Origin of the sequence: Haloarchaeobius marinus (genome assembly GCF_051207415.1) — an archaeon.
Lineage (GTDB): Archaea > Halobacteriota > Halobacteria > Halobacteriales > Natrialbaceae > Haloarchaeobius.
In genome coordinates, this window is sequence record NZ_JBPKGD010000004.1 from 204759 (window position 1) to 231274 (window position 26516).

General features: G+C 64.9%; 21 protein-coding genes. 3 read left to right on the plus strand and 18 right to left on the minus strand.

Annotated features, from left to right (window positions below):
• Positions 1-78 precede the first annotated feature (78 nt).
• Complete coding sequence (locus tag ACSC1W_RS15915) at positions 79-939, minus strand: IS5 family transposase (protein ID WP_435348564.1); 861 nt, start codon at positions 937-939, stop codon at positions 79-81.
• 366 nt (positions 940-1305) lie between these two features.
• On the opposite strand from ACSC1W_RS15915, the gene ACSC1W_RS15920 reads away from it, so the two are divergent.
• Positions 1306-3174, plus strand: coding sequence for a cation:proton antiporter domain-containing protein (locus tag ACSC1W_RS15920; protein WP_435348565.1), 1869 nt, complete (start codon positions 1306-1308; stop codon positions 3172-3174).
• Positions 3175-3624: 450 nt separating this feature from the next.
• Positions 3625-4779, plus strand: a complete 1155-nt coding sequence (gene trpB, locus ACSC1W_RS15925; RefSeq protein ID WP_435348566.1) for a tryptophan synthase subunit beta — start codon at positions 3625-3627, stop codon at positions 4777-4779.
• 88 nt (positions 4780-4867) lie between these two features.
• Here trpB and ACSC1W_RS15930 read toward each other — a convergent pair whose 3' ends face one another.
• The 14 genes from ACSC1W_RS15930 to ACSC1W_RS15995 form a co-directional block, all read right to left on the minus strand.
• Positions 4868-5143 (minus strand): DUF8156 family protein, encoded by a 276-nt coding sequence (locus ACSC1W_RS15930; protein WP_435348567.1) that lies wholly within the window; start codon positions 5141-5143, stop codon positions 4868-4870.
• Positions 5144-5147: 4 nt separating this feature from the next.
• Positions 5148-5330, minus strand: a complete 183-nt coding sequence (locus ACSC1W_RS15935) for a hypothetical protein (RefSeq protein ID WP_435348568.1) — start codon at positions 5328-5330, stop codon at positions 5148-5150.
• 457 nt (positions 5331-5787) lie between these two features.
• The gene (locus tag ACSC1W_RS15940; protein WP_435348569.1) at positions 5788-7410 is read right to left on the minus strand and encodes an acetate--CoA ligase; all 1623 of its coding nucleotides are present in this window, start codon (positions 7408-7410) and stop codon (positions 5788-5790) included.
• A gap of 452 nt (positions 7411-7862) precedes the next feature.
• Positions 7863-8753: a DUF6282 family protein gene (locus ACSC1W_RS15945; protein ID WP_435348570.1), complete on the minus strand. Its 891-nt coding sequence runs from the start codon at positions 8751-8753 to the stop codon at positions 7863-7865.
• A gap of 171 nt (positions 8754-8924) precedes the next feature.
• Positions 8925-9572 (minus strand): helix-turn-helix domain-containing protein, encoded by a 648-nt coding sequence (locus ACSC1W_RS15950; RefSeq protein WP_435348571.1) that lies wholly within the window; start codon positions 9570-9572, stop codon positions 8925-8927.
• A 168-nt stretch (positions 9573-9740) separates the two neighbouring features.
• Positions 9741-10517 carry an enoyl-CoA hydratase/isomerase family protein gene (locus ACSC1W_RS15955; protein WP_435348572.1) on the minus strand — a complete coding sequence of 259 codons (777 nt, stop codon included), beginning with the start codon at positions 10515-10517 and terminating at the stop codon, positions 9741-9743.
• Between the two features lie 245 nt (positions 10518-10762).
• Complete coding sequence (locus tag ACSC1W_RS15960; protein WP_435348573.1) at positions 10763-12454, minus strand: acetate--CoA ligase; 1692 nt, start codon at positions 12452-12454, stop codon at positions 10763-10765.
• Between the two features lie 90 nt (positions 12455-12544).
• On the minus strand, positions 12545-13300 hold the full coding sequence (locus ACSC1W_RS15965; RefSeq protein ID WP_435348574.1) for an ABC transporter ATP-binding protein: 756 nt from the start codon (positions 13298-13300) through the stop codon (positions 12545-12547).
• Positions 13300-14094: an ABC transporter ATP-binding protein gene (locus ACSC1W_RS15970; protein WP_435348575.1), complete on the minus strand. Its 795-nt coding sequence runs from the start codon at positions 14092-14094 to the stop codon at positions 13300-13302. Before ACSC1W_RS15970 ends, ACSC1W_RS15965 begins: the two co-directional genes overlap by 1 nt.
• The gene (locus ACSC1W_RS15975; protein WP_435348576.1) at positions 14094-16067 is read right to left on the minus strand and encodes an ABC transporter permease; all 1974 of its coding nucleotides are present in this window, start codon (positions 16065-16067) and stop codon (positions 14094-14096) included. The genes ACSC1W_RS15970 and ACSC1W_RS15975 overlap by 1 nt, the downstream gene beginning before the upstream one ends.
• A 60-nt stretch (positions 16068-16127) precedes the next feature.
• Positions 16128-17453, minus strand: coding sequence for an ABC transporter substrate-binding protein (locus tag ACSC1W_RS15980; RefSeq protein ID WP_435348577.1), 1326 nt, complete (start codon positions 17451-17453; stop codon positions 16128-16130).
• An 88-nt stretch (positions 17454-17541) separates the two neighbouring features.
• A complete protein-coding gene (locus ACSC1W_RS15985) occupies positions 17542-17979 on the minus strand; it encodes a VOC family protein (protein WP_435348578.1) in 438 nt (145 codons plus the stop codon).
• A 150-nt stretch (positions 17980-18129) separates the two neighbouring features.
• Positions 18130-19110, minus strand: a complete 981-nt coding sequence (locus ACSC1W_RS15990) for a 3-hydroxyacyl-CoA dehydrogenase family protein (RefSeq protein ID WP_435348579.1) — start codon at positions 19108-19110, stop codon at positions 18130-18132.
• Positions 19107-20240, minus strand: a complete 1134-nt coding sequence (locus ACSC1W_RS15995) for an NAD/NADP octopine/nopaline dehydrogenase family protein (RefSeq protein WP_435348580.1) — start codon at positions 20238-20240, stop codon at positions 19107-19109. Before ACSC1W_RS15995 ends, ACSC1W_RS15990 begins: the two co-directional genes overlap by 4 nt.
• Positions 20241-20475: 235 nt before the next feature.
• Here ACSC1W_RS15995 and ACSC1W_RS16000 point away from each other — a divergent pair, with 235 nt between their 5' ends.
• Positions 20476-21207: an SDR family NAD(P)-dependent oxidoreductase gene (locus ACSC1W_RS16000; RefSeq protein WP_435348581.1), complete on the plus strand. Its 732-nt coding sequence runs from the start codon at positions 20476-20478 to the stop codon at positions 21205-21207.
• An 8-nt stretch (positions 21208-21215) separates the two neighbouring features.
• Here ACSC1W_RS16000 and ACSC1W_RS16005 read toward each other — a convergent pair whose 3' ends face one another.
• Genes ACSC1W_RS16005 through ACSC1W_RS16015 form a run of 3 tightly spaced genes read right to left on the minus strand, consistent with a single transcriptional unit; the run spans position 21216 to position 26371 of the window.
• Positions 21216-22436 carry an MFS transporter gene (locus ACSC1W_RS16005; protein WP_435348582.1) on the minus strand — a complete coding sequence of 407 codons (1221 nt, stop codon included), beginning with the start codon at positions 22434-22436 and terminating at the stop codon, positions 21216-21218.
• Between the two features lie 54 nt (positions 22437-22490).
• Complete coding sequence (locus tag ACSC1W_RS16010; RefSeq protein WP_435348583.1) at positions 22491-24284, minus strand: hydantoinase B/oxoprolinase family protein; 1794 nt, start codon at positions 24282-24284, stop codon at positions 22491-22493.
• 2 nt (positions 24285-24286) lie between these two features.
• Positions 24287-26371: a hydantoinase/oxoprolinase family protein gene (locus tag ACSC1W_RS16015; protein ID WP_435348585.1), complete on the minus strand. Its 2085-nt coding sequence runs from the start codon at positions 26369-26371 to the stop codon at positions 24287-24289.
• Positions 26372-26516: the final 145 nt, after the last annotated feature.

A 26516-nucleotide genomic window follows, 5' to 3' on the forward strand; every position in this document is an offset into this window, starting at 1 on the left:
AGAAGCAACTTCGAGTAGTGGAACATAAGTCTGTAGGATGCTGACTACAGCCTCTAGGCGTTGTTTAGACGCCTGAATTCAGCGGGTTGACCCCTCTAACGCGCGTTCGATGTTTCGGACCGCCGATTTCATGACAAGTTCACGGAACTGACCGAACCACGTTCTCGCCCACAGCGTCTCACCGTATCGCTGGCGCAAGCCGAAAAACACCGATTCAGCGTTCGAGCGCTGATTGTAGCCCCGATCGTGAATGAGTAGATTCCTCGCCCACCCTCGGAATCCTGGGTCACGCTTCGGAATCAGCGGTGTGACATTTTCAGAACGTAACTTCGTGCGGAGCTGCTCCCAGTCGTAGCCTTTATCCGCCGCCACAGCCGTCAACGCGTCAAGATTCCGCACCAGCACCTGCCAGCCGACCTGTGTATCGTGCGGTTGTTTCATCGAACAGTGTATATCTAGGATCACACTCGTTTCACAATCGATGAGAAGCGTGGTCTTCACCGCCTCGAACGTGTAATCCGTCCGTTTCGCGTAGTGCTGACTCGCCTGGACACGATCCACACCGGTTGCGTCGATCGCTTGAACATCGCCGAGTTCGTACAGTTCGACCGACGCGTCAAGGATTGCTCGCCACCGCGTCATCGGAATCGCTTGCTTCCGCGCACACACGGTCGAGAAGTGCGGCAGCGTCTCCACCGTCAAATCAAGTGAGTTCGCGACCCGCGGCATCTCTCGCAGCACGTCCATCAGCTTCCGGTAATCGTGGCCGAGATACTCTTTGAACCCCTGAATCGCCAGAATCACCCAATCGGCATACCCCTCTTGACCGGGGCGGTATGCCGGAGCGGGCTCGCCAGCGACGGCTTTTTGGGCGAACGTTACGACTGTCTTCGCGAAGCGGGCGGTCTTGGTTTGCACACCGAACCCGTCCCGCTTCACTTCATAGTAGATTCGACAAGTAGCGAGTATTGCTAGGACACTAGAAGTTACTAGTGACGATTGCTCCCGGTTGGTCAGGAGCGTCTAAACAGGGCCCAGCCTCTATATCTTGTACGTCGTTTATGTCAGTTATTGATGGCTTCGACAGAGCCGGTCGGACAGACGGTTCTGGGCCTGACGGGTTCAGAACGCCGTTGGGTGCGGTTCAGCTATACCGGTCGTCCCGTCTCCTGGCGGTTTCGGTGGGAGAGCTGCGATTCGAGTTGTGCAAGGCACTTTGTGGAGAGGCCCCGTAGTCAAGTCCACTGGACAGCCCCCAATGGACACGTCTATCACCTGCTCCTTGGTCTCCCGTCGTTCACCACCATGAGCGACGCCGTCGCTATCATCCAGATCGTCGTGACGATCATGGGACTAGGCGTCGCTGCGCAAGTCCTCGCAGACCGGGTGCGAATCCCGAGTGTGGTGTTTCTGATTCTCGCAGGAGTCGTCGTCGGGCCAGAAGGGCTCGGTCTCATCACTCCCGCGGTGTTCGGGAGTGCACTCCAGGCGATCGTCGGGTTGAGCGTCGCGATCATCGTGTTCGAGGGAGCGTTCCACCTCCAGATAGACCGGATCCGCGGTGCCCAGCGAGAGACGCTTCGACTGATCACGGTCGGAGCGCTCGGTTCGCTCGTCGGGACGGCAATCGTCGTGCACTACGTGCTCGGGGCACCGTGGGACGTCGCGTTCCTCATCGGGTCGCTACTCATCGCCACCGGTCCGACGGTGATCACTCCGATCATGAACGTCGTGCCCGTCCGAGAGCGCGTCGCCTCGACCCTCGAAACGGAGGGTGTCGTCAACGACGTCACGGCAGCGATTCTGGCGATCGTCATGTTCGAGTACGTCCTGCTGGGGTCTCAGGGGTTGCCGAGGCTCGTCCAGGAGTTCGCCATCCGATTCGGCCTCGGAATCTTCGTCGGGGCGACGGTCGCAGTCGCACTGGTGTACATCCTTCGGTACGGGACGCAGTCGGTCGAAAATGCGCCACAGAACGCTCGCCTCATGGTGCTCGTGTCCTCGCTGACCATGTACGCCATTGCAGAAGTGCTGGGGGCAGAGTTTGGGGCATCGGAAGCCGGGATCGCTGCGGTCGCGACGGGTGGGTTCATCCTCGGTAACACGGACATCCCCTACCGGGATACGGTCGAACAGTTCAAAGGCGACGTCTCGCTGCTCGTGATCGCGTTCGTGTTCATCACGCTCGCGTCGTTGCTCTCGCTCCAGGACTTGCTCGGACTGGGTGCTGGAGGCGTCGTCGCCGTCGTCGCCATCGCGGCTATCGTTCGTCCAGCAGTCGTTCTGGTCAGTACCGTCGGCGACCGACTGACGCTCCGCGAGCGACTCTTCATCAGTGCGCTGGGTCCGCGAGGGATCATTCCCGCTAGCGTCGCGACGCTGTTCGCGCTCGAACTCCAGTCGACGAATCAGACAGCGGCGACGACACTGGTCGGCACGGTCTTTCTTGTCATCTTCGTTACCGTCGTGTTTGAAGGGGGACTGGCCCGTCACATCGCTCAGGCGCTGGACGTGATACCGATGCGTACGCTCATCGTCGGCGGTGGACGCGTCGGAAGAGAGCTTGCAGAACGACTCGAACGCCGGGGTGAAGAGGTCGTCATCATCGAGAAAGACCAGCAGGTCGTCGAAGAGTTGCGCCAGGCGGGACTGACGGTCCACAACGGAGACGGGACCGAACAGGAGGTACTGGAGAACGCCGGTGTCGGGAACGCGAAGATCGTTGCAGTGGCGACGAGGGACGACGACGTGAACCTCTTGATCGGACAGCTCGCGAGAAACACGTACGACGTCGAGACGGTCGTCGCCCGAGTGAACGAACCGTCGAATCTCGACGCGTTCGAGGACATCGACATCGAAGCGATCTCGACGTCCATGTCGGTCGCCTGGTCGATGGACAACGTCATCGAGCGACCCGGAATCTCGCAGTGGATGCAAGAGCTCGACCAGGACGGCGACGTCCAGGAGGTCGAAGTAACCTCGAGAGAGCACGTCGGAAAGACGGTCTCGGGGTTGACGGAGGAACTTCCGGAGGGGTGCCACCTGGCGCTGATCAGTCGCGACGAGACCAACCGACTCCCACATCCCGACGACCGGATCGAGATGGGTGACCACCTGACCTTCATCGGTCGAAGAGAGGCCGTTCGAGAGGCGATCGAGTACTGTACCACCTGACAGCCGCCCCGCCCTGACGGGCGAGGACTCCCGCGGCACTGCACCGCACCGGTGAGTTGGGACGGGTACGGTTTGCGACAGCCCGGGGTGGGCGGGTACCGGCTGTGCCGATCGGCCGGTACTCCTGTCCCGGCGTGGGGTTCGGCGAGACGTTTGCGTACCACACTTCGGCTCCGGCACAGAAAGGGTATCTTCTGCTCCGAACCGGGGACTCCCGATACTGTCCGGTCGAGTGGGCGGGTGGACCGCCTCGGCAGTGTCAGCGACCGCTCCGAGTGAGATCTTCTGAAGCGAGAGGCGACACCCGAGCAGGCGACGAAGCCTCTCACCCTCAGTTTGCCGAGTGCGACAGCACCCGGGCATCGGCGTCCAGGCGACAGTTCGAGGCATCAGCTGACGCGTTTTCGGGACATAGTTTTATTTGACTACCAGTGTGAGTTCAATGTGGACATGTCACAAGGTGACTTCGAAGGATACGGTGGTCGATTCGTCCCAGAACCACTCGAAGAACCGCTGGAACAGCTCGCCGGTGCGTACGACGAGATCAGCGAGACCGAAGACTTCCAGGCGGACTTTCGACGGCATCTGGAGGAGTACGCCGGACGGCCGACGCCGCTCTATCACGCCGCGAACCTGAGCGAGGGATACGACGCCGAGATATACCTGAAACGGGAGGACCTCCTCCACGGCGGGGCCCACAAGATAAACAACTGTCTCGGGCAGGCGTTGCTCGCGAAGAAAGCCGGAAAGGAACGACTGATCGCGGAAACCGGTGCGGGCCAGCACGGGACTGCCACGGCGATGGTCGGAGCGTTGTTCGGACTCGACACGGAGATATACATGGGGAAGAAGGACGTCGAGCGCCAGAAGATGAACGTCTTCCGGATGCGCCTCATGGGCGCCGAGGTCAACGAGGTCACGAGGGGCGGAGAGGGGTTGGCGGACGCCGTCGACGCTGCACTCGAGGACTTCGCACAGAACATCGACGACACCCACTACCTCGTCGGGAGCGTCGTCGGACCGGACCCGTTCCCGCGGATGGTCCGTGACTTCCAGAGCGTGATCGGGAGTGAAGCGCGCGAGCAGTTCCAGGAGCGTACCGGTGGGCTCCCGGATGCCGCGGTGGCGTGCGTCGGCGGTGGGTCGAACGCCATCGGGTTGTTCCACGCGTTCCGCGACGACGACGTCGACTTCTACGGCGCGGAGGGCGGCGGCGAAGGGTCGGAGTCGGACCGCCACGCAGCGCCACTCGCGAAGGGCAAGGACGAGGTCATCCACGGGATGAAGACCCGCGTCATCGACGACGACGTCGAGGTGCACTCGGTCTCCGCGGGTCTCGACTACCCCGGCGTCGGCCCCGAGCACGCGATGTTCCGGGCGGTCGGCCGCTGCGAGTACTCCGCCGTCACCGACGACGAGGCCCTGGACGCGTTCCAGGAACTCAGCGAGGCCGAGGGCATCATCCCCGCCCTGGAGTCCAGTCACGGCGTCGCACGCGCGCTCCAGCTCGCCGAGGAGGGGGCCCACGACACCATCCTCGTCAACCTCTCCGGGCGCGGCGACAAGGACATGCAGACCGCCGCCGAACTGTTCGACTTCGAGTAGGCAGTCCGCCCGCCCCTCCACGGTTCTTCCCGCTCGGACGTCGTACCGATGGAATAATGCGTCAGGCGTCGGGCTATGATCGTGACTTTCAGTCGCCGTCGTCGAGCGCTGCTTCGAGTTCGTCGACGCGGTCCTCGAGGTCGCGGATGTCGTTCTGCTGGCCGATGCAGACCGAGAGGAGGATGGACTCGGTCGGGTCGGTGCTGTCGTAGTAGCCGCCGGCGTGGGCCAGTTGCTGGACGTGCTCGATGACGTCCTCGACCGACCGCTGGTGTTCGTAGTAGACCAGTGCGCGCTTGTACGACTCGACGTCGCTGGTCCAGGCGTCCACGACGTCGCGGTAGGCGGGGTTTGTTGCGGCCATCGAATCACGCCTCCTGCGTGTCGGGGTGGGTCTGCGTCGCTCGCTCCCGACACCGTTCTGCGTAGTCGACGATGGCGTCCTGGACGGTCTCCCCGGTGCCGACGGTCGTCGTGCCGACCTCCTGGGCCCGGTAGCTGCCGTCGCCGTCCTCTTTGACCCGAATCTGAAAGACCTGCGCGTAGTTCATTCTCTCCCTCTCCGATCGGTGACCGCTGGTCTTCTCCGTCCCATCAGTCCGGATAGTACAGGAACGCGATTGTATAGGTGAGCCATGGGCGGAGTGAAACTGAAAGTGAAGCTCCGTATCGGCTACGATTCCGGGACCGAGGAGGCCCGGGTCGATTCTGGGGTCCGTCCGGAACCGCGTGGCCCGCAAAGAGGAGTAAGCGGGCGTTTCCAGGAATCCCCCGCTACGAACGGAGGCGACACGTCACCGACGACGTCCTGCACATTGCGACGTCCGCAACGCTCCAGGTCGTCGTCCAGGACCCGCACCGGGAACCGGTCGCCGACGGCCAGGTCGACGTCGTCTCGGAGGCGGACGATGCGGTACTGACGTTCGAGGCGACGAAACGGGGTTCGCGACACCGGTGGGGACTTCGAGGCGGGGTCTTACACGGTTCGCATGTACCCGACCGCGCTCACTACCCGAACTGCTGGCGCTCCTGCTTGCGGAGTTCGATGCGCCGGATCTTCCCGGAGGAGGTCTTGGGGAGTTCGTCGACGAACTCGACCCGGCGGGGGTACTTGTAGGGGGCGGTCTGCTCTTTCATGAACTCCTGCACCTCCTCGACGAGGTCGTCGGCAGCCTCGTACCCATCGGCGAGGACGACGTAGGCCTTCACGACCTGCCCGCGCTCGTCGTGGGGGCTGCCGACCGCCGCCGCCTCGGCGACTGCGGGGTGTTCGATGAGCGCGTCTTCCACCTCGAAGGGACCGATGCGGTAGCCTGCCGAGATGATGATGTCGTCGGCGCGGCCCTCGAAGAAGAAGTAGCCGTCGTCGTCGCGACTCGCCAGGTCGCCCGTCCGGTAGTAGTCGCCGCGGAACGTGTCCGCGTCCAGGTCAGGCCGCTCGTAGTAGCCGTCGAAGATGCCCGGACAGTCCACCGGCACGGCTATCTCGCCGATCTCGTCGGTGCCGACCTCCGTCTCGTCCTCGGTGTCGATGATGGTCGTCCCCATGCCCGGTGCGGGCTTGCCCATGCTGCCGGGTTTGACGTCGATGCCGGGGTAGTTCGTGACGAGCGCGACCGTCTCGGTCTGGCCGTAGCCGTCCCGGGGCGTGACGCCGAAGGCGTCCTCGAACGCCGCGATGGGGTCGCGGTTGAGCGGTTCGCCCGCCGAGAGGGCGTCCGTCAGGTCGACGTCCCACTCCTCGAGGTCCTCCTGTGACCACATCCGGTACTGCGTCGGCACCGCACACAGTCGCGTGACGCCCTCCCGTTCCATCACGTCGAGGAAGGTCTGCGGGTCGAACTCGCCCTCGTAGATGAGCTGGCTCGCCCCGGTGGTCAGCCCAACGCCGACCGGACTCCAGAACCACTTCGCCCAGCCGGTCCCCGTCGTCGCCCACAGGAGTTCGTCGTCGAAGTCCGTCTCCTGGGTGACGCCCCACCAGTGGGGACCGTTGACGAGTTCGAACGCGCGCATCCAGCGGTGGCGGTGCATCACCGGCTTGGGCTGTCCGGTGGTCCCGCTGGTGTAGTTGATGGTCATGGGGTCGTCCGCACCCAGGTCCGGCCCGTCGTGGGTCGGTGGCACGTCGTCGACGAGGTCCTCGAAGGCGTGCCAGTCGCCCTCGCCCGCCCCGTCGAGGACGACGAACGTCGAGAGCGGCGTCGCGTCCCGGATGGGTTCGACCATGTCCGTGAGGGAGTCGTGGGCGACGACGACCGACGCCTCGCAGTCGTTCGCGCGGAACTCGATGTCCTTCGGCTTCAGCATCTCCGAACTGGGGACGAGCAGCGCGCCGCGCTTGAGCGCGCCCAGCTGGACGGCGAACGCGTCGGGGTGTCGCGGGAACAGGTGTATCACGCGGTCGCCCTTCCCGACGCCGAGGTCCGCCAGGGCGTTCGCGAACCGGTTCATGTCCGCACGCACTTCCGCGTACGTCCGCTCCTCGGCACGCCCCGACGCGTCCCGGAACCGGAGTGCGACCCGGTCGCCGAACTCCCGGGCGTGCGATTCGACCACCGCGGGGATGTTGTAGTCGGCCGGGATGTCCCACTCGAACTCGTCGAGTCGTTCCTCGTACTCCGAAGGCATGGTCTACGTTAGAAAGCCCCACGTCTTAGAAGTACCTCCCCAGGGGGTGAGTGCCACGTATCTGATGCGTTTCCGCCGTGGCGTACTCGGCGGGTGACTGCCAGGGCGTGTCAGCCGCCAGTATCGTCTGCAGGCTCACCTCGGTTGGCTCTCACGGCCGGGAGGAGAAGGGCAGGGCTGTCACGAGTGCGAGCGTTCGGTGCGATCGACGCCTGCGCCGAGTCACTGTCGCACAGTGGAAATCGGGAGCATTTTAAACTATAGATTTATTTTATACTTTCGGGGAATTGGAATCCTGTCCCAGCTCTGATTCCGAACGCTTTTTCACATTCCATCCCGTAGGAAATAAGTTGGTACTCTGAACCAAGTAAAGGTTTATTGTCGGGTTTGCTGTGGGCAGTCGGGGCCGTTCCGTAGATTCACTCGTGGGTCACCCCCGTGAGAGTGACCGACTACCCGAGTCCGAGAAGCTCCTTCGGTTTCGTCTCGACCAGTTGCTCGAACTCTGCCGGAGCGAACCCCTCCTCGAGGAGCGTCTCCCCGAGGATGCGGAGGCTCTCGGGCACGCTCGGATTGACGAGTTGGCCGACGTCGCTCGACACGACGCAGTTCTCAACCCCGACGTCCCGGATGTTCTCGGCCAGGTCGGCACTCGAGATCCAGTGGTACTTCGGGCTGATCGCCATGAAGGGGAAGTTGAGGGTCGCGCCCAGGTCGACGAGTTCCCGTTGCTGGTCCAGGTCCAGGTCGGTGACGTGGTAGTTCGGGTGGTCGATGACTACCCTGTCGTGCCCCCGTTCGGTGAGGTAGGTCACGACCTCCCGGGTCTCCTCGAACGAGAGGTGGCCGAGACAGAACAACAGGTCGCCGTCGACGACCTTGTCGAGACAGAGGCACACCTCCGGCCGGAGTGTGCCGTCGTCCTCGAGCGCGTAGATGCCGTCCCGTCCGTCGTACTCCCTCCCTGCGTCGACGCCGAGGAACGCACCGAGCGAGCCGGTCTGTTCGGCGTGGTGCCTGGCGTCTATCGTCGGTCCCCAGACGACCCGTGCTCCGTACTGGATGGCTGCCTCGACCACGAACGGGTTGAACCCACCGTTGCAGTAGTTGAGGACGACGCTGCCGAGCATCTCGATGTCGGTTCCGTCACGGTCCAGCAGCCGGTCGATGTACGGTTCGGCGTACACCGTCGGCAGGTGGTGTTCCTTCATCACGACCGCGTCCATCCCCGCAGCTGCTGCCTCTATGGCGCACTCGTAGCCGTCCACCCTGCGGTCGAACGGCGACGGGCCGACGTGCGTGTGGAGGTCCACCGCCCCCGAGAGGTCGATTCGGTCTCGCATAGGACACACTCTGTAGGGAGATGGTAAAGAACTACGCCGGATTGCCGTGTCGGGACGGTCGCGAAAGCACGGCCACGAGAGCAACGTGTTTCCAGGGCGAAGACCGGTTCGTGAGTACGGGGAGTGGCTTCGTCTCGACCGACGTCAGCGAGGGCGTCGAGTCCCGACCCGTCATCCGTCGTCGAATATCTGTCCCAGGAGGTGCTGCTCGCCACGGTGGAGTCGCTCCAGGAACGCGGACTTGCTGATGCCGAGTTCGTCCGCGACGTCGGTGGCGGTCACTTCGCGCGGAACGCTGAGGTAGTTCATCTCGAGTCCCACGCGGAGTGCCTCCTCCTGTGCGGGGGTCAGGTCCCACTTCTTGACGATGAGTTCGTCCTGTGAGGAGTCGAGTGGGTAGACGCGCTTGAGGTCCACGCCGACCGCGTCCTGCGTCGTCTCGAGGACGTTCCGGAGCACGTCGTACCCGACGACACCGCCACTGAAGATGCCCCGACCGTTGCGGTACTCCAGCGATTCCGCCATGAACCCCGTATTGATGAGGTCGTGGATGACGCACGGATGCTTCGAGAGACAGCGGTAGTTGCTCCCGTCGCCGGCGTCCGAGACGTGGAGGTACGCGATGCGGTCGTCCTCGTCGAGCCAGGATGCGAGGTCGTCGGTCCGGGAGGTCGCCGTGAAACGCAAGAGCGTGGTCCCGTCCGCACGGTACTGGGGCGGGTGACAGTGGACGGTCGTATCCAGTTCCGACGTCGCGTCTGCGAAGGGACAGTCGTCGCCGGTGACGGCGAACTCCACCACGAGACACTCCTCTATCATACCGGCCCGTACGGAGAGCCTCCATATAAACCCCTGTCATGTTGTGGCAAATCAGTGTCCCCCCGTGTGCGAAACGGAGTGCACGGACGCCTCGGCGGTGAAAGGACGTGGCGGGACGCTGGCCGACCTGCTGGCGGTCGTTCTCCACGCCGAGGTGACCGGCGCCCGTCACTCCCCCGTGAACTCCGGTTCGCGGTCGTCGGAGACGGCTGCACGGCCCTCGTCGTAGTCGTCGCTCTGGTAGGCTTCCTCGCGCAATCGCTCGACGAGTGCTCGCTCCGCGGGCGAGAACGCCTGTTTGTCCAGTATCCCCTGGACGATGCGCTTCGTCCCGACGAGCGAGAGCGGCGCGTTACTGGCTATCCGCTCCGCGAGGTCGTCGACCCTGTCGTCGAGTTCCGCCGCGGGGACGCGGTCGTTCAACAGCCCCATCTCCTCCGCGCGTTCGGCGTCGACGAGGTCGGCCGTGAACAGGAGTTCCTTAGCGTTAGCGGCCCCGACTGCGGTGAGCGTCTGTCGAATCGCTCGTTCGGTGTAGACGAGACCGATCCTGGCGGTGGGGATGCCGAATCTCGCCCGGTCGGCGGCGACGCGCAGGTCACAGGCCGTCGCCAGGTCGAAGCCCCCGCCGACCGCGTCACCGTTGATTCTGGCGATGGTGGGGTAGTCGAACCGGGCCAGTCGAGTGAACGCCTCGTCGTAGACGTCCTCGTACTCCTCCTGGAACGCGTCTCCGTCGAGTTCCGAGAGGTCGAATCCCGACGAGAACGCCTTCGCTCCCGCCCCGGTGACGACGAGACACCGGACGTCGTCCCGGGATTCGAGGTCGTCGAGTTCCTCTGCGAGGTCGGGAAGGAACGACGGGGCGATGGCGTTCCGCTTCTCCGGGTTCCGTATCGTCAGCGTGGCGACGTGGTCCGCCACGTCCACGTCGATTCCTACCACCGTCTGTCACCTGCGTTCGGGCGGCCCGTCCCGAGTCGGTCCCCGTGACCGGTCATACGGGAACCGTCTCGTCGGAACACGAAATAGCTGGTGGGGTCGGCGTACGCTACTTGCCCGAAGTCACAGACGCTGACCTGCGAACGAGGGAGACAGCACTCTGCTGGCGGGCGAATCGGGTCAGTCGACGGGTTCGGCGAACGCGACGGTCCGACCCGGAGCGACGGGGCGGTGCCGGGCACTCCCGGTCACTCCAGTCCCTCCCGCTCTTCGAGTTCGTGACGCCGAATCTTGCCCGTCACCGTGGTCGGCATCTCCTCGATGAACTCTATCTCACGGGGGTACTCGTACTTCGCGAGGTTCTGACGGACGTGGTCCTGAATCTGCGATTCGAGCGTCTGACTCTCCTCGAACCCGTCGGCCACCTCGACGTACGCCTTGACGAGTTCGCCACGCCGTTCGTCCGGGACGCCGATGACGCCGACGTTGGCGACGGCGTCGAGTTCGATGATGGAGTCCTCGACCTCCGCCGGACCGACGCGGTAGCCGGACGTGAGAATGAGGTTGTCTGCACGGGATTTGAACCAGAACTGTCCGTTCTCGTCCTTCTGGCCGAGGTCGTCCGTGTTCATCCAGTCGCCGACGAACTTGTCTTCCGTCCCCACCGGGTCGTTCCAGAGTTCCCGGAACATCACCGGGTCCGGCTTCTCGAGGCCGATGATGCCCGTCTCACCGTCGTCCAACCGGTTCCCGTCCTCGTCGATGACGTCTATCTCGTGGCCAGGTGCCGGATACCCGAGGCTCCCGGGTTCCACGTCGAACCACCGTTCACAGGTGGTGATGAGGTGCATGGCCTCCGTCTGGCCGTACATCTCGTTCAGGTTGGCGTCGAGCGTCTCGGTCACGTACTCGTAGAGCGTCTCCGAGACGGGTTCGGACCCGGACATGACGACCGTGAGCGTCGAGAGGTCGTACTGGCTGGCGTCGAGTTTCGACATCGGCTTGAGCATCGCGGGGACCATGACCGCTCGCGTGGTGCCGTACTTCTCGACGTTCTCGAAGATGGTCGCCGGGTCGAACCCGGACGTGGAGTCGTACCGCAGCACCGGGAACCCGTAGTGCCAGGACCCCAGAACGAGGTTGATGCCGCCGATCCACGCCAGGTCGGGCGTCGCGTAGAGGAACGGGTCCGCCTCGTGCCAGGGCAACTCGAAGCACATCTGGAAGCTCGGCAACCAGCCGACGAGCGCCTGGTGGGTCTGCAGGACGCCCTTCGGCTGGCCGGTCGTCCCGGACGTGTAGAGGATGAACGCCGGGTCGTCGGGTGCCGTCTCGGCAGCGTCGTAGGTGCGGTCGCCGTCGAGGGCTTCGAAGGCCAGCGTCTCGACGCCGTCCACGTCCGGTTCCGCGCCCATTCCGACGACGCAGTCGACGTTCTCGATGCTCGCGATGGTCTCCCCGACCGCGTCGAGCAGTTCGGGGTCGACGAAGACCGCCGTCGGTTCGCTGTCGCTCAGCCGGAACTCGAGCGCGTCCGGACCGTAGAGCACCGACAGCGGCACGCTGATGCCGCCGAGTTTCCAGGTGGCGAGGTGAGAGAGCATCACCTGGTCGCTCCGTGAACCGATGATGGCGACGCGGTCACCGCGACCGACGCCGCGGGACTCCAGCGCGCTCGCGATCTCGTTCGACCGCCTGTCGAGTCGCCAGAAGGTGTGGGTCCGCTCGTCACCGCCCTCTATCTCCTGGAACATGGCGACGCGGCCGCGGTCGTCCGCGTGCTTCGTGACGACGTCGGTCGCGATGTTGAACGTCTCCGGGACGTCCCACTCCATCGCCTCTCTCGCCTCCTGATACGTCTCGAACTGCCCCATGTTCGGCACCGGTTCCTCGTCCCAATCGACGACGACCGACCCGAACGTATTGTGTTGTGTTGGCATCCTGCGAGCTACTCCGGTCGTCTTCCTCTTGCCCCAATCTCAGCATAAAGGTTCTGGACGAGCCAGAACCGTACGGCAGGCGGTCCAGTGTCAGACCGTGACGCCGAGGTACCGGTCGAGGACCTCCTGGTTCGCCCGCACCTCCTCGGCGGTGCCCTGGTGGACGATCTGGCCGTTGTCGATGACGTAGACGTAGTCGGCGGCGTCGAGCGCCACGCGGACGTTCTGTTCGACGAGCAGTATCGGCAGGCCCTCGTCGCTCAGTTCCTCGATGACCTCCTCGACGCGCTGGACGATGAACGGTGCCAGTCCCTCGGTCGGTTCGTCCAGCAGGAGGAGGCGCGCGCCACCCACGAGCGCCCTCGCGATGGCGACCATCTGCTGTTCGCCGCCACTGAGCTGGCTGCCGGCGGAGTGTTCGTTGCGCGCGAGGTTCTCGAAGGTGTCGAGCACCTCGTCGATGTCGCGCCGGACACCGGCCCCTGACCCGCCCAGCCTGGCGAGTTCCAGGTTCTCCCTGACGGTGAGGCTGGGGAAGATGCGTCGCTCCTCGGGGACGAGCGCGATACCGTGCTTGACGGTTTCCTCGGGACCGAGGTGGCCGATCTCCTCGCCGTCGAACGTGACGGTCCCCGCGGTCGGGATGAGGTTCCCGAGGATGGTCCGGAGCGTCGTCGTCTTGCCCGCGCCGTTGCGGCCGATGAGGGCGACGACCTCTCCCTCGTCGATGTCGAGCGAGACGTCACGGAGCACTTCGGTCCCGCCGTACCCCGACGTGAAGCCCTCGATGCGGAGGAGTGGGTCGGTGAGCCTGTGCGTTCTGTCGGCCGAACCTGTCGTCGTCATCAGTCGTACCCTCCGAGGTAGGCCTCCTGAACGGCCTCGTTGTCCGATATCTCCTGTGGCGTGCCCTCCGCAAGCACCTGTCCCTGGTGGAGGACGGTTATCTTGTCGGAGACGTTCATCACCAGTTCCACGTCGTGCTCGACGAGGATGAGCGTCTTGTCCGCGAGCACGTCCTCGACGAGTTCGATGGTGTCCACGGTCTCGTCGCTGCTCATGCCTGCCGTCGGTTCGTCGAGCAGGATGACCTCGGGGTCGGTCGCGAGGACGAGTCCGATCTCGAGACGACGGCGGTCGCCGTACGCGAGATTGCTGGCCTGTACCGCTCCCATCCCTTCGAGACCGACCCGCTCGAGGACGTCGTCGGTGATGGCGCTCACGTCCTCGAACCCGTTCTTGTCCGCGAACAGGACCTGCTGCGGGCTCATGTCGTCGAGCGCCATCGACTGGGCGGCGAGCCTGACGTTCTCGCGGACCGACAGCCCGTTGAACACCATCGTGATCTGGAACGACCGCGCGACCCCCCGCCGAACCCGCTGGTAGGGGTCGAGCGCGGTCACGTCCTCACCCTTGAACGTGATAGTGCCGGCCGTAGCCGGCAGTGCCCCGCTGATGAGGTTGAACAGCGTCGTCTTGCCCGCCCCGTTCGGACCGATGACGCTCCGGAACTCCCCGCGTTCGAGCGAGAAGTCCACGTCCTCGACGGCGACGAGTTCGCCGAACTTCTTCGTCAGTCCCTCGGTCCGGAGGACGACGCCCTGCTCCTCTTCGGCCGCCGTTCGTGTCGTTCGTGCCATCAGTTATCTGCCTCCGCTTCGTCCCCGAGGGCGATGTCGGTTCCCTCGCCGTTGACGAGTTCGTCGAGCTTTGCCGGGAAGGAGATGATGCCCTTCGGCAGGAACAGCACCACCAGCACGAAGAACACCCCGAGCAGCAGCCGCCACCACGGGATGAGCGAGGAGAGTTGCTCCTCGAAGACGATGAACACGCTCGCACCGATCATGGGCCCGTAGAGCGTCCCCGTCCCACCGAGCACGGCCATGATGATGACGTCACCCGAGTTTATCCAGTGGAGCAACGCCGGGGCTGCGTAGCCGTAGTGCACCGCGAAAAGCGCACCGGCGAGTCCGCCGAGCGTTCCACTGAGGACGAACGCGCGGCGCTTGAATCCCTGGACGTCGTAGCCGATGAACTTCGCCCGCTGTTCGGACTCGCGGATTGACTGGAGGATGCTCCCGAACGGCGCCTCCATGATGCGCCGCGTCGTCAGGTAGACCCCCACGACGACCGCGAGGAGGAAGTAGTAGAACAGTTCGTCGCCGTAGAACGCGAACGGTTCCACGCCGACGACGATGTCGTTCAGGTGGATGCCGACGCCCGCGATGCCGTACAGCGGCGTCGGACCGCCGAACAGGCCGTTGCTCCCACCCGTGAAGTCGAACTTGAAGACGGCGCTGTAGAACAGCTCCGCGAACGCCAGGGTTATCATCACGAAGTAGACGCCCGAGACCCGGAGCGAGAGGTACCCGACGACCCACGCGAGCATCGCACAGAGTAGCAGCGCGATACCGAGTGCGACGAACACGGAGGGAGTGAGGTGCAGGAAGACGAGCATCACCGTGTACGCCCCCACGCCGTAGAACAGCGCGTGGCCGAGCGAGATGAGGCCCGCGTAGCCGAGGATGATGTCGATGCTCAACGCGAACAGCGCCCAGATGAGCACCTCTATCGCGAGCGTTACGACGAACGGAGTGTACAGGATGCCCTCGAACACGGGAACGAGGACGAGCAACCCGAGTAGAGCGAGCCCCAGTCTGGACCTGAACCGGTCCCCGATGAGCCCTCCCTCGAGACCACTGACGAACTCGCTCGGTTCCGACCGCCCGGCCACGTGGGAGGTTCCACTCCCGAACAGCCCGTGCGGACGGACGAGCAGGACGCCGATCATGATGAGGAAGATGACGAGTCCCTGCAGCTGGGGAACGTACGTGCTCAGGACGCTCTGGATGATACCGACGCCGAGCCCGCCCACGACCGCGCCCCGGAAGCTCCCGAGACCGCCGAGGACGACGATGACGAACGCGGGGATGATGACCGCGTTCCCCATCTCCAGGTTCACGTTCTGGTAGCCACCGAGCACCACGCCGCCGAACGCGGCGAGCGCCGCACCGAACCCGAAGACGAGCGTGTAGTAGCGGTCGATGTCGATGCCGAGGTTCCGGACCATGCCGCGGTCCTCGGAGCCCGCACGAACGACCAGCCCGAACTTGGTGTAGTTCAGCAGGGCCCAGGTCGCGAGGGCGAGTCCGGCCGCCGAGAGGATCATGAAGTAGTTGTAGAGCGAGTAGCTGAAGCCCAGTATCTGGACCGGGTGGTCGATGACCGCCGGTGCGGAGAAGAGTTTCGCCTCGGTGCCCCAGAGTATCTGCTTCAGGTCGTAGATGATGAGCAGTAACCCGAACGTCAACAGGACGTGGGCCAGGTGGCCACGTCCGTAGACGCGTCGGATAGTGAACCGCTCGATGACGACCCCGAGGAGCGCGACGCCGATGGGGACGACGACGAGCGCGACCCAGAAGCCGTTACCCCCCATCGAAGAGATGAGCGAGAACGCGAAGTACGCGCCGAGCGCCAGCAGTTCGCCGTGGGAGATGTTGAGCACGTCCATCACGCCGAAGACGATGGACAGCCCTGCCGCAACGAGTACGTACACCATCCCTATTGTCAGTCCGTTCAGTATGAGTTCGAGGAGTTGAGTGCCTGATACCATGCCAATGGGTAGCTACGTTGTTTGTCAACCTTGCCCACGATAAGAGTGTCGGGAGGCCGGTTACATGTTGCAGTTCACTGCGTCACACGGCGGAATCGCTTCCTCGCCGGGAATCTCGTTGAGGAGTTCCACCGTACCGACGTCCCCGCTGTCCGGTTCGTTGATCTTGCCGGTCCAGACCGGGTTGACGGACTGGTGGTCGCAGGCACGGAAGTGCGTGTCCCCGAGAACGGTCGTCATCGTCTTGTCGGGCAACGTGTTCGCGACCTCTGTCGGGTCGGCGGTGCCGGCCATCTGGATGCCACGTGCCGCCATGCGGACCGCCTCGTAGCCGACGCGGGCGAAGCTGCCGGGCGGGCTGCCGTACTCGTCCTGATACGCCTGCACGAACTGTGCGTTGTCGCCGGTCTCCAGCTTGTGGTTGTACAGCGTCGACGAGTAGGTGCCGTACGCGGCAGACCCGAGCGCACCGCGGATGACCTGTGCGAACAGCGCGGTGCCGATTATCTCGACCTGGTCGTGGAGTCCCTGGCTCTCCGCCTGTTTCATGAAGTTGATGAGGTCACCGCCGGTCAGCGGGATGGCGAGCACCTCCGCGTCCGAGTTGGCTATCTGGCTGATCTGCGGGCCGAAGTTGCTCGCTCCCTGCTCGGGTTTGGTGGTGCCGACGACTTCGACGTCGCTGAAGTTCTCCGCCTCGATGCGGCTCCTGATCTGCTGGATGGCCGAGTTGCCGTACGCGTAGTCGGCCGTGTGGATCCACATCTTCTTGCCGAGGTTGTTCACGGCGTAATCCACGAGACCTGCGGCCTGCTGTGCGGTGTTCGTCTCGTTCCTGAACGTGTACCTGTTGCAGTTCTCGCCGGTGAGTGCCATCGCAGCACCGCCGGAGGTGTAGAGTACCTCCGAGTTGTTCGCGTAGTCCGCGACGGCGAGCGCGACGGAACTGTTCGTGTCGCCGGCGAGCACCTGCGCTCCGTCCTGCTCGACGAGTTTCTGTGCCTTCTGTCGTCCCGTCGCGGGGTCGGTCTTGGTGTCCTCGTAGACGGCGTCGATCTCGAAATCGAAGTCGTCGCTGTTGTTGACGTAGTCGACGGCGATCCTCGCCGCCTGACGCTGTGCCGACCCGAGGGGACTGTGCGGGCCGCTTACCGGGTTCAGGATACCGAACGTGACGGTCCCGATGTCTCCTCCACCGCCAGCGGTACCCTGGGTGGTGCCATCGCCACCGCCACCGGAGGTCGTCCCACCGTTGCGTTGTTGCACACAGCCAGCGAACCCGAGCGCCCCTGCTGCACCCGCCACCTGGAGGAAACGACGTCTGCTACGTCTACTCTTGCTAGCCTCTGCGTTGCTGGACTTCCCCGTGGCTCCTGCCATTGCCATACGTTGTCAATGAAAGACCGGCTAATAAACCTTTATTATTATTTAAAAGTTGCTGCACAGAGAAGGAAAGTCGAAGCGCTGGCTCCACTCAGTCGTCGTCACCACCCAGCCCACGGGCAGCAATCTCTGCTGGGTGGCGGTGGTCGTACTCCGTGAGGACGAGCAGCGCCCCCTCGAACGACGACGGATGGTAGAACAGTTCCCGGAAGTCCGCGACGTCCATCTCGCCGATGGGTTCGACGCCCTTCTCGGCCAGACGTTCGCGCGCAGCGTCCAGGTCTGTGACCTCCAGTGCGAGTGCGTAGAGCCCCGGCCCTCGCTCGGCGAGGAACCGGCCGACGGCCGAGTCCTCGTCGTCGGTCGTGACGAACTCGATACCGGACGCACTCATGCGGTTGGCCGCCGGCTCCCCGGGTGGGTCGATGAGCGACCCGAACGAGAGGTCGAGCAGTTCCTCGAACCGCGCGACGCTGTCGTCGATATCGGCGGTCGCGACGAGCACTCTGTCTATCCCTAGTACCTGCATCGTCTCCCTCATCAGGTCGAGACAGTATAATTCTGCGGGACTCGCTGCTCGGACGAGTCGGGGACGCCCGGACGAACAGGGTCGTTCCCGACGCGCTGAACCGCCTATCGGAGTGACCGACCGAGCCGAATCGACGACGGCGGCGGACGACTAGGGCTCTGCGTCCGCGAGCGCCTCTCGGAGCGCGAGCATGACCCGGTACTTCTCCGCCTGGAGGGCATCCACGTCCACGTCGTCGTAGTCGTAGTACCCCTTGCCGGTCCTGGGGCCGAGTTCGTTCTTCTCCATCTTCTCGGTCACGCTCTCGGGGTTCGAGAACCTGGGGCCGAGTTCCTCCTGGAGGTACTCGTTGACGTAGTAGAGGACGTCCACGCCGCCGAGGTCGACGAACTCCAGCAGACCGATGGCGGCCATCCGGAACCCGACGCCCGTGCGGAGCGCGGTGTCGATGTCCTCGGCACTGGCGACGCCCTCCTCCCAGGCGCGGACCGCCTCGTTCATCGCCGCCGCCTGAACGCGGGACCCGATGAACCCCGGACTGTCCGCACAGACGACCGGTTCCTTCCCGACGCTGTCCAGCAGTTCGACGGTCGCCTCGACGGCCACGTCGTTCGTGTAGTCCGCACGGGCGACCTCGACGAGCGGGACGACGAACGCGGGGTTGAGCCAGTGGGTGATGACCATCCGGGACCGGTCCGGGGCGGCCGGGGCGACCGTGTCGAGGCTGATGGAGGACGTGGTCGTCGCCACGACGCCCTCGGCCGGGACGTCCTCGGCTGCTCCGGAGAAGAAGGCCCTCTTCACGTCTGGGTCCTCTGGCAGCGCCTCGAACGTCCAGTCGGCACCGTCGAGCGCTTCGGCAGCGTCCGTGGTGCAGGTGACGCGGTCGACGACGGCGTCGGCGTCCCCCTCGAAGTCGCCCGCCTCCGCGAGGAACGCGAGGTTCGACCGCACCGTGTCGAGTGCGGTCTCGAACGTCTCCTCGTGTTCCTCCGGGGAGCGGTCCTTGGTATCGAGCAACCGCACGTCGTGGCCCGCGGTCGCGAACGTCTGGACGATGCCACAGCCCATCCGGCCGGGACCGACGACGGCGATGGTGGCGTCCTCCGGGTCAGGTACGTCGGCGCTCATCTGGCGTCGAACCCCCGTTCGAGGACCGCCTCCAGCTGGCTCTGCGAGCCGGTGTCGAGTCCAAGCAGCTCCAGCGTCCGCCCGGTCTCGGCGTACGGTTCGTCCATCATCGTCTCGGCGATGTGCACGAGCGAGTCGATAGTGGGCGTCTGCAGGTCGAGCGCGTCGCCGAGCGACGCGAGCAGGACGGTCGCGATGCTCACGTCTTCGTGGACGTAGCGGTCGTCGAGCGACGGCGGGTCCTCGCTGAACGTATCGGCGGCAACCAGCGCCTCGCGGGACCGTGCCCCGTAGAAGTGCTCGCCGGTCTCCGGGCCGGGTTCGTAGTACTCGTCCTGTGTGAAGTGGGGGTCGCCGTACCCGAGTGCCTCACGGATGCGAACTCGCTCGTCGTCCACCGCCAGGATGACCTCGTACACGGATTCGGTGACGCCGTGGCGGTGGATGTTGAACGCGAACTCGTCGCACTCGATGGCACCCGCGTTGAGGAGCGTCGGCGTCGCGTTCACACACGCGTTGCTGTTGTTCAACGCCGCGTCGAGCGCGTTCTCGGCCGGCAGGGCGGCGTCGTAGAGTCGCGTCGTCGCCTCGTACGCTCGGTCGGTGTCGCGGCCGGGGAACGCGCCGACCGGCAGCCGGACGGCGTCGAGGTTGATGGTCACCTCGGCCGGCCCGGACTTGCGGGTGACGTACGGCAACGTCGGCGTCTCCGCGAAGACCACGTTCGCCGCCGAACCGTCGAGGTCGTCGAGCGCCCGGCGGAAGAGCACCGAGCCACAGTTGCCGGGGCAGGTGACGACGACCTGCCCGTCTTCGAGATGTGGCACCAGCGTCTCGGCGACCGCCTCCTGTGTGGTCGTCGGCAACGGGACGAGTACCAGGTCGGCACCCGACACCGCCTCACCGAGGTCCGTCGTCACCAGGTGGGGGGTCACCTCGCGGCGCTCGCCCGGCGTCCTGCGGCCGATGTAGTTCTCGGAGACGGCCAGCGTGATCGTCTCTCGTTCGAGCACCCGCCGGTGGTTGTCCGGTGAGCGCACGTACCACTGTACGTCGAATCCCTGGTCGGCGAAGTCAGCGGCGGCCGCGTACCCGCCGTTGCTGCCGCCGACGACGGCGACGGTTTGCATCACGTTCCCGATTGGCGTGGACCGACGTAAATCAGGGGGGCTCACGACGGGAGCCTATCCCTATCGACTCCACCGGCGACGTGGTACCCACGTCGGCCGAATCGCTCTCGAACGAGCGTGGAGACGTTCGTGGCGGACTGGCCGGGCGGGAACCGGGTCGTGTGCCCTGGTCGTCGGCTCACGGGCGAGGTCCGCTTCCCGAGAGTTGAAATACGAGTCGGTCGACACGAACGATATGGTGGACGCAGAGACAACCGCCCTGGTCGTCAGTGGTACCGCAGATTCCGGCCGAGCACTCGTTCGAACCGTCGCAGACGCGGGTGGGACGGTCGGGTTCACGTACAACTCCGGCGCGGACGAAGCCCAGGAACTGCTCGACGACGTCCCCGGCGACGAACACGACGCGTGGCAGTGCGACGTGACCGACGCCGAGGCCACCGGGGAGGTCGTCGACAGGGCGTTCGACGCGCTCGGCGAGATAGACACCATCGTGTTCACGGTGGGTGTCATCTCTCCGGGCGCGATAGACGAGATAGACCCCGGGTCGTGGCAGGACCACATGGACGCCAACGTCACCGGGGCGTTCAACCTCGTCCGCGCCGCCGCCCCCCATCTCAAGGAGCAGGGCCACGGCACCATCGTCGCGCTCTCCGCTTCGGACGGAATCATCCGCAACGACGGCCTCGCCGCGTACGACGCGAGCAAACGGGGTCTCGTCGCCCTCGTCCAGGAGGCGGCGAGGGAACTCGGCCCGCACGGCGTCCGTGCGAACGTCGTCTCACCGGGATTCATCCGGGACCCGGACGCGCTCTCGGAGGACCAGAAGCAGGACCTCTACGACCAGCAACCCTACGAGCGACTGACCACGCCACAGGACGTCGCGAACGCCTGTCTCTACCTCAGTTCGGACGACGCCGCGACCATCACCGGCGCCGTCCTGCCGGTCGATAGCGGTCTCGCACTGTAGGGGGCTCCCTACTCTCTCACCAGTTCCAGGACGCCGAACAGCGCCAGGCTCAGCCCCAGCGCTGCACCGGCGAAGACGAGTATCTCCGCGATGGTGAACGCGTCGCCAAGGGCACCAGCAGCGAGCGGTGCGACGCCCACGGCGAGCGAACTCACCGCGGCCACGCCGCCGAGTTGTGACCCGCGGGCCGTCTCCAGCGACACGTCCGAGATGTAGGCGGGCAGGGTCGGGATGAACAGCGCCCGACCGACGCCCGCGACGAGCAACCCGCCGACCACCCACGGGAGCGACGGCCGGAGGTAGAGCACGACGGGTGCAACGCCGCTCAAGAGTACGCCGGACGCCAGCACCGGCAGTCGCCCGAACCGGTCGGACGCCCGGCCACCGAACGGGAAGCAGACCGCGGCCGAAAGCGTCCGGACCGAGAAGAGCGTCCCGACGGCACCGGGGGCGAACCCGACCACCTCCAGGTAGAGCGGGAGAAAGCGAACGTACGCGTGCAGTCCCAGGAACCTGAGGAAGACGATGCAGTAGAGGACGACCAGTGCGGCCGAGGGAGTGCGGAGCGATGCACCGTCGACGGATTCGCGGATGGAGGAGAGGGCTTCGTTGGGCGACAGGTTCTCGGACTCGGGACCGAACTCCGGTGCGACCAGCACGTAGGTCAACACCCCCGCGGCGACGAAGAGCGCACCCGTCACCGCGAAGGAGGCCAGAAAGCCCGAGACGGCGATGAGGACGCCGGCGACGACCGGACCGACGACGGTCCCGAACGTGCGGAACGAGCTGTACAGCCCGAACGACTGTCCACGACCGTCGTCACCACCGACCTCCGAGACGAGCGTCTGTGCAGTCGGTCGGATGGCCGCATCCAGTCCGCCGAGCAGGAAGCGGATGGCGAGAAAGGCCGTGACGAGGCCGAGCACCGGGACCAGACCGTAGAGGAGTCCCGCGAGGACGAACCCGCTGGCGACGATGTTCCGGCGGTGACCCATCCGGTCGGCCAGGAGACCGACCAGGGGCGAGATGATGGATTTGGGGAGACTGAACACCGCGAACAACAGGCCGATGGTGAGATTCGAGACCCCGAAGGAGTCGCCGTACAGCGGGACGAGGATGTCGACGAAGCCGTAGGCCAACCCGGCGACGAAGATGACGCCGCAGAACCGCCGGTAGTCGTCGGGGTACGCTCGCCATCGCGTCCACGCTCGTCGGCCGGGTGTACTCATATCGTGGAAAACCCGTCTCACTGTCGCGGTTCGAGTCAGAACGCAGTTCGGGGGTCAGGCCATCTCTGCGCGGCGCGCTTCCGTCGCCTCCTCGTCAACGACCCACTCGCCGTCCTCCTGGACGACGACGACGCCGTAGGCCTCGCGTCCCTCCTCCGGCGTGACGTAGCCCCGCATCACGTCCGTCCGGACCGCTTCGGGGTCGCGCTCGGTCGGGTCGCCGTAGCCGCCAGCACCCGAAAGCTGGAAGCTGACGGTGTCGCCGTACTCCAGCTTGTACTCGCCCTTCGGGTGGAGTTCCTTCACCTCGCCGTCGGGGTTGAGCAGCGTCGTGCCGCGGTCACCGGCCTCGCCGCCCGCCAGTCCCCAGGGCTGGGACTCGGTGCGTTCGAGCAGGTTCGTGAACGAGACGTCCTCCCCGAGGAGCGTGAAGTCCTTCCGGAGGCCACAGCCACCCCGGTGGCGGCCGGCACCCGCGGAGTCCGCCATCAGTTCGAGGCGGTCGATGACGACCGGGTACCGCGTCTCGTGGAGTTCGACGGGGATGTTCGTCACGTTGAACGCAGAGCAGAGGCCCTCTTCGCCGTCCTTGCTGTGGGCGGCCCCGACGCCGCCGATCATGAAGTCGTAGAGGATGAACCGCTCGCCCGTTTCGGGGTCGGTGCCGCCGAAGTTGGGGTTCGCGAAGTGGCTGCTCGCTGCGATGACCTCCTCGGGCGCGGCCTTCGCGATCGCACCGAGGTTCACCTCCACGATACGCTGGTTGATGATGGGCCGCGCGTTCGCCGCACACGGCGGTTCGGGGTTGAGGAAGGTCCCGTCCGGTGCCTTGACCGTCATCGGCCGCATGATACCCTCGTTCTGTGGCAGGTACTTCTCCGTGATCGCCTTCAGGACGAACGCGGAGTAGGCCCTGGTGTAGTTGATGTAGCTGTTTATCGCGCTCTCGGTCTGGGGGTCGGTCCCCTCGTAGTCGAATATCATCTCGTCGCCGTCGATGGTGATGGTGACCTCGAGTTTGACGGGACCGATGCCCTCGACGACGTTGTCCATCACGTCCGTGAAGTTGTAGTCGCCGTCCGGTATCTCCTCCAGATTCTTGCGCACGCGGCGCTCGGACTGGTCGATGACCTGGTCGATGGCGGCGTAGACCGTCTCGCGTCCGTACTCCTCGATGACCTCGCGAAACAGCGTCTCGCCGCGGTGGTTGGCGTTCTGCTGTGCCTTCAGGTCGCCCAGGACCATGTCCGGGATGCGAACGTTCGCCTCGATGAGGCTCTCGAACCAGGGCTGAATCTCGCCGCCTTCGATGGCCTTGACGGGGAACAGGCGCAGCCCTTCCTGGTATATCTCGGTCGCTTCGGGGGCCTGCGAACCGGGCGTCATCCCGCCCACGTCTATCATGTGGGCGATGGTGACCGCGTAGCCCTCGACGCGGTCGTCCACGAAGATGGGCGATATCATGAACATGTCCGGCAGGTGGCCCGACCCCATGTAGGAGTCGTTCAGGACGATGGCGTCTCCGGGTTCGAGGTCGTCCTCGTCGAAGCGCTGGCGGACGTGCTCGACCGCGTACGGCATCGAGCCGAGGTGGCCGGGGCTGAAGTTCCCCTGTGCCACCAGGCGACCGTCTCGGTCGAACAGGCCCGTCGAGAAGTCCTGGCCGAGCGAGACCGCCTCGCTCTTCCCCGTCCGCTGGAGGACCGTCCCCATCTCGTTGCACATCGCGACCAGTCGGTCCCAGATGACCGTGAACGTGATGGGGTCGAGTTCCCCGGGTTCCATGCCGTCGACGTCTCCCTCGGTTCCCGCCCCGGTCGTCGTATCAGTGTCCGTCGAGTCGCTCATCGTCACTCACCTCCCCCGATGTCGATGACCAGATTACCGTACTCGTCGACGCGCACCGCGTCGGTGGGCGGAACGACCGTCGTGGAGTTGACCTCCTCGACGACGGCAGGCCCGGTAAACGTCGCGCCGGGGCCGAGTTCCGACCGGTCGAATATCTCGGTCTCGGTGAACCCGCCCGCGGACTTGAAGTACGCCTCGCGGGTGCCTTTCCTGGCGTCGCTCGCCCGCGTCGAACCGCCTTCAGCCTCCTTCATGGAGAGGGACTCGGTCGGACTGCGGACCGTCACCTTCCAGGTGATGCCCTCGACCTCCTCGTCGCGGTCGCTGTATCCGTAGGTCGTCTCGTAGGTGTCGTGGAACGACTCCTCGATGGTCTCCAGGTCGGACTCGTCGAGCGTGCCGTTCGGGATCTCGACGCCGATCTCGTGGGCCTGGCCGACGTACTTCATGTCGGCCCCGCGCTCGATTTCGACCGTCGCGTCCGAGCCGCCAGTCTCGCGCACGAGTTCGCGGCCCTCGGCCTCCAGCTGGTCGTAGATATCGTTGACCGGGTCCAGCAGGGACGAATCGAGTTCGCCGATGTGGGTCTGGTCGAGGTGGAACTCTACGTCCGCGACGAGCAGCCCGCCGGCACTGGCGACGCCCGCACCCGGCGGGACGAACACCGTCGGGACGTTGAGTTCGTGCGCCAGGAACGCCGCGTGGGCCGGTCCGGCACCACCGAAGGCTATCATGCCGAACTTGCGTGGGTCGAGGCCGCGTTCGGAGGCGTGAATCTGGCTGGCACGCGTCATCGCGTTGTCCACGATCTCCTTGATGCCCCACGCCGCGGTGTGGACGTCCATGTCGAGGGGGTCACCGATGTCGCGCTCGATGCCCTGCAGTGCGTCGTCCACGTCTATCTCCATCCGGCCCCCGAGGAAGTAGTCGGGGTTGAGGTAGCCGAGTGCGAGGTCGGCGTCCGTGATGGTCGGTCTGGTACCGCCGCGGCCGTAACAGATGGGGCCGGGTTGTGCACCCGCGCTCTCCGGCCCGACGTTGATGCGACCCGTGTCGTCCGCGGACGCGATGGACCCGCCGCCGGCACTGATCTCTATCATGTCGATGACCGTGAGGTTGATGGGGAGGCCGCTTCCCTCCTTCATCTCGGCCTCGTCCACCTCGAACACGTCGGTCCGCTTCGGCTGGCCGTCGACGATGAAGCAGATCTTCGCCGTCGTCCCGCCCATGTCGAACGAGAACACGTTGTCGAAGCCGACGTGGTCGCCGAGGTAGGCGGCGTTGAGCGCGCCCGCGACCGGGCCGGACTCGATTATCTGGACCGGCGACTGCTGGATCATCGCCGGCGTGGCGACGCCCCCGCTCGACTTCATCATGAAGAAGGACCCGTCGTAGCCGAGGGCGTCCAGTTCGTCCTCTATCTTCCCGAGGTACTGCTGGACGCGTGGTTTGACGTAGGCGTCCAGGGCGGCCGTGTTGGTGCGTTCGTACTCGCGGTACTGTTTCGAGATGTTCGACGCCCGGGTGGTGTAGAGCTCCGACGCGACGTCCGCCAGCACGTCCTCGGCCAGCACCTCGTGCTGGTCGTCCTCGTAGGAGTGGAGGAAGCTGATGGCGACCGAGTCGTAGTCCTCGTCCAGTTGCGCGGCGAGGTTGCCGAGCGCGTCCTCGTCGAGCGGCGAGACGACGCCCTCCCGGGGGTGGATTCGCTCGTCTATCTCGTAGATGTGTTCCCGGTCGATGATGGGGTCCGGTTTCTCGATGAAGAGGTCGTAGAGGTCGTACCGCTTCTGGCGTCCCAGGATGGGCACGTCGCGGAACCCCTCCGTCGTGACGAGCGCGGTGTCAGCACCGTCACGCTCCAGGACGGTGTTCGTCGCGAGCGTCGTCGCGTGGATCAACTGGCGCACGGTAGACAGCGACGTGTCGGATTCCGTCAGAAACTCCTCCAACCCTTCGAGAACCCCTTGCGCCGGGTCCTCGACGTTCGTCGGATACTTGTAGACGTCCAATTCACCTGTCTCCTCGTCGACCAATACGAAGTCGGTGAACGTACCCCCGACGTCGAAGCCGATACGCTTGGGCATTAGTCGGTTCTGATTCGGCTATGATAATAAATTCCTACTATTCCACTAAAGATTCTGAGTATTTGCCGGTGGAGTATAGCCACAGATACGGTGACGGGCGCTCGGGTGTCGTCCACGTCCGGTGGGTGTACATTTATTGGCGGGG

Bases quoted from the DNA above. Each gene is read 5' to 3' on its own strand.
- ACSC1W_RS15965 (WP_435348574.1), bottom strand. From the start codon at position 13,300: ATGACGACGACAGGTTCGGCCGACAGAACGCACAGGCTCACCGACCCA.
- ACSC1W_RS15960 (WP_435348573.1), bottom strand. From the start codon at position 12,454: ATGCCAACACAACACAATACGTTCGGGTCGGTCGTCGTCGATTGGGAC.
- ACSC1W_RS15945 (WP_435348570.1), bottom strand. From the start codon at position 8,753: ATGCGAGACCGAATCGACCTCTCGGGGGCGGTGGACCTCCACACGCAC.
- ACSC1W_RS15990 (WP_435348579.1), bottom strand. From the start codon at position 19,110: ATGAGCGCCGACGTACCTGACCCGGAGGACGCCACCATCGCCGTCGTC.
- ACSC1W_RS15935 (WP_435348568.1), bottom strand. From the start codon at position 5,330: ATGAACTACGCGCAGGTCTTTCAGATTCGGGTCAAAGAGGACGGCGAC.
- trpB (WP_435348566.1), top strand. From the start codon at position 3,625: ATGTCACAAGGTGACTTCGAAGGATACGGTGGTCGATTCGTCCCAGAA.
- ACSC1W_RS16005 (WP_435348582.1), bottom strand. From the start codon at position 22,436: ATGAGTACACCCGGCCGACGAGCGTGGACGCGATGGCGAGCGTACCCC.
- ACSC1W_RS15975 (WP_435348576.1), bottom strand. From the start codon at position 16,067: ATGGTATCAGGCACTCAACTCCTCGAACTCATACTGAACGGACTGACA.
- ACSC1W_RS15920 (WP_435348565.1), top strand. From the start codon at position 1,306: ATGAGCGACGCCGTCGCTATCATCCAGATCGTCGTGACGATCATGGGA.
- ACSC1W_RS16010 (WP_435348583.1), bottom strand. From the start codon at position 24,284: ATGAGCGACTCGACGGACACTGATACGACGACCGGGGCGGGAACCGAG.
- ACSC1W_RS15995 (WP_435348580.1), bottom strand. From the start codon at position 20,240: ATGCAAACCGTCGCCGTCGTCGGCGGCAGCAACGGCGGGTACGCGGCC.
- ACSC1W_RS15950 (WP_435348571.1), bottom strand. From the start codon at position 9,572: ATGATAGAGGAGTGTCTCGTGGTGGAGTTCGCCGTCACCGGCGACGAC.
- ACSC1W_RS15970 (WP_435348575.1), bottom strand. From the start codon at position 14,094: ATGGCACGAACGACACGAACGGCGGCCGAAGAGGAGCAGGGCGTCGTC.
- ACSC1W_RS15980 (WP_435348577.1), bottom strand. From the start codon at position 17,453: ATGGCAATGGCAGGAGCCACGGGGAAGTCCAGCAACGCAGAGGCTAGC.
- ACSC1W_RS16000 (WP_435348581.1), top strand. From the start codon at position 20,476: ATGGTGGACGCAGAGACAACCGCCCTGGTCGTCAGTGGTACCGCAGAT.
- ACSC1W_RS15940 (WP_435348569.1), bottom strand. From the start codon at position 7,410: ATGCCTTCGGAGTACGAGGAACGACTCGACGAGTTCGAGTGGGACATC.
- ACSC1W_RS15985 (WP_435348578.1), bottom strand. From the start codon at position 17,979: ATGCAGGTACTAGGGATAGACAGAGTGCTCGTCGCGACCGCCGATATC.
- ACSC1W_RS15930 (WP_435348567.1), bottom strand. From the start codon at position 5,143: ATGGCCGCAACAAACCCCGCCTACCGCGACGTCGTGGACGCCTGGACC.
- ACSC1W_RS16015 (WP_435348585.1), bottom strand. From the start codon at position 26,371: ATGCCCAAGCGTATCGGCTTCGACGTCGGGGGTACGTTCACCGACTTC.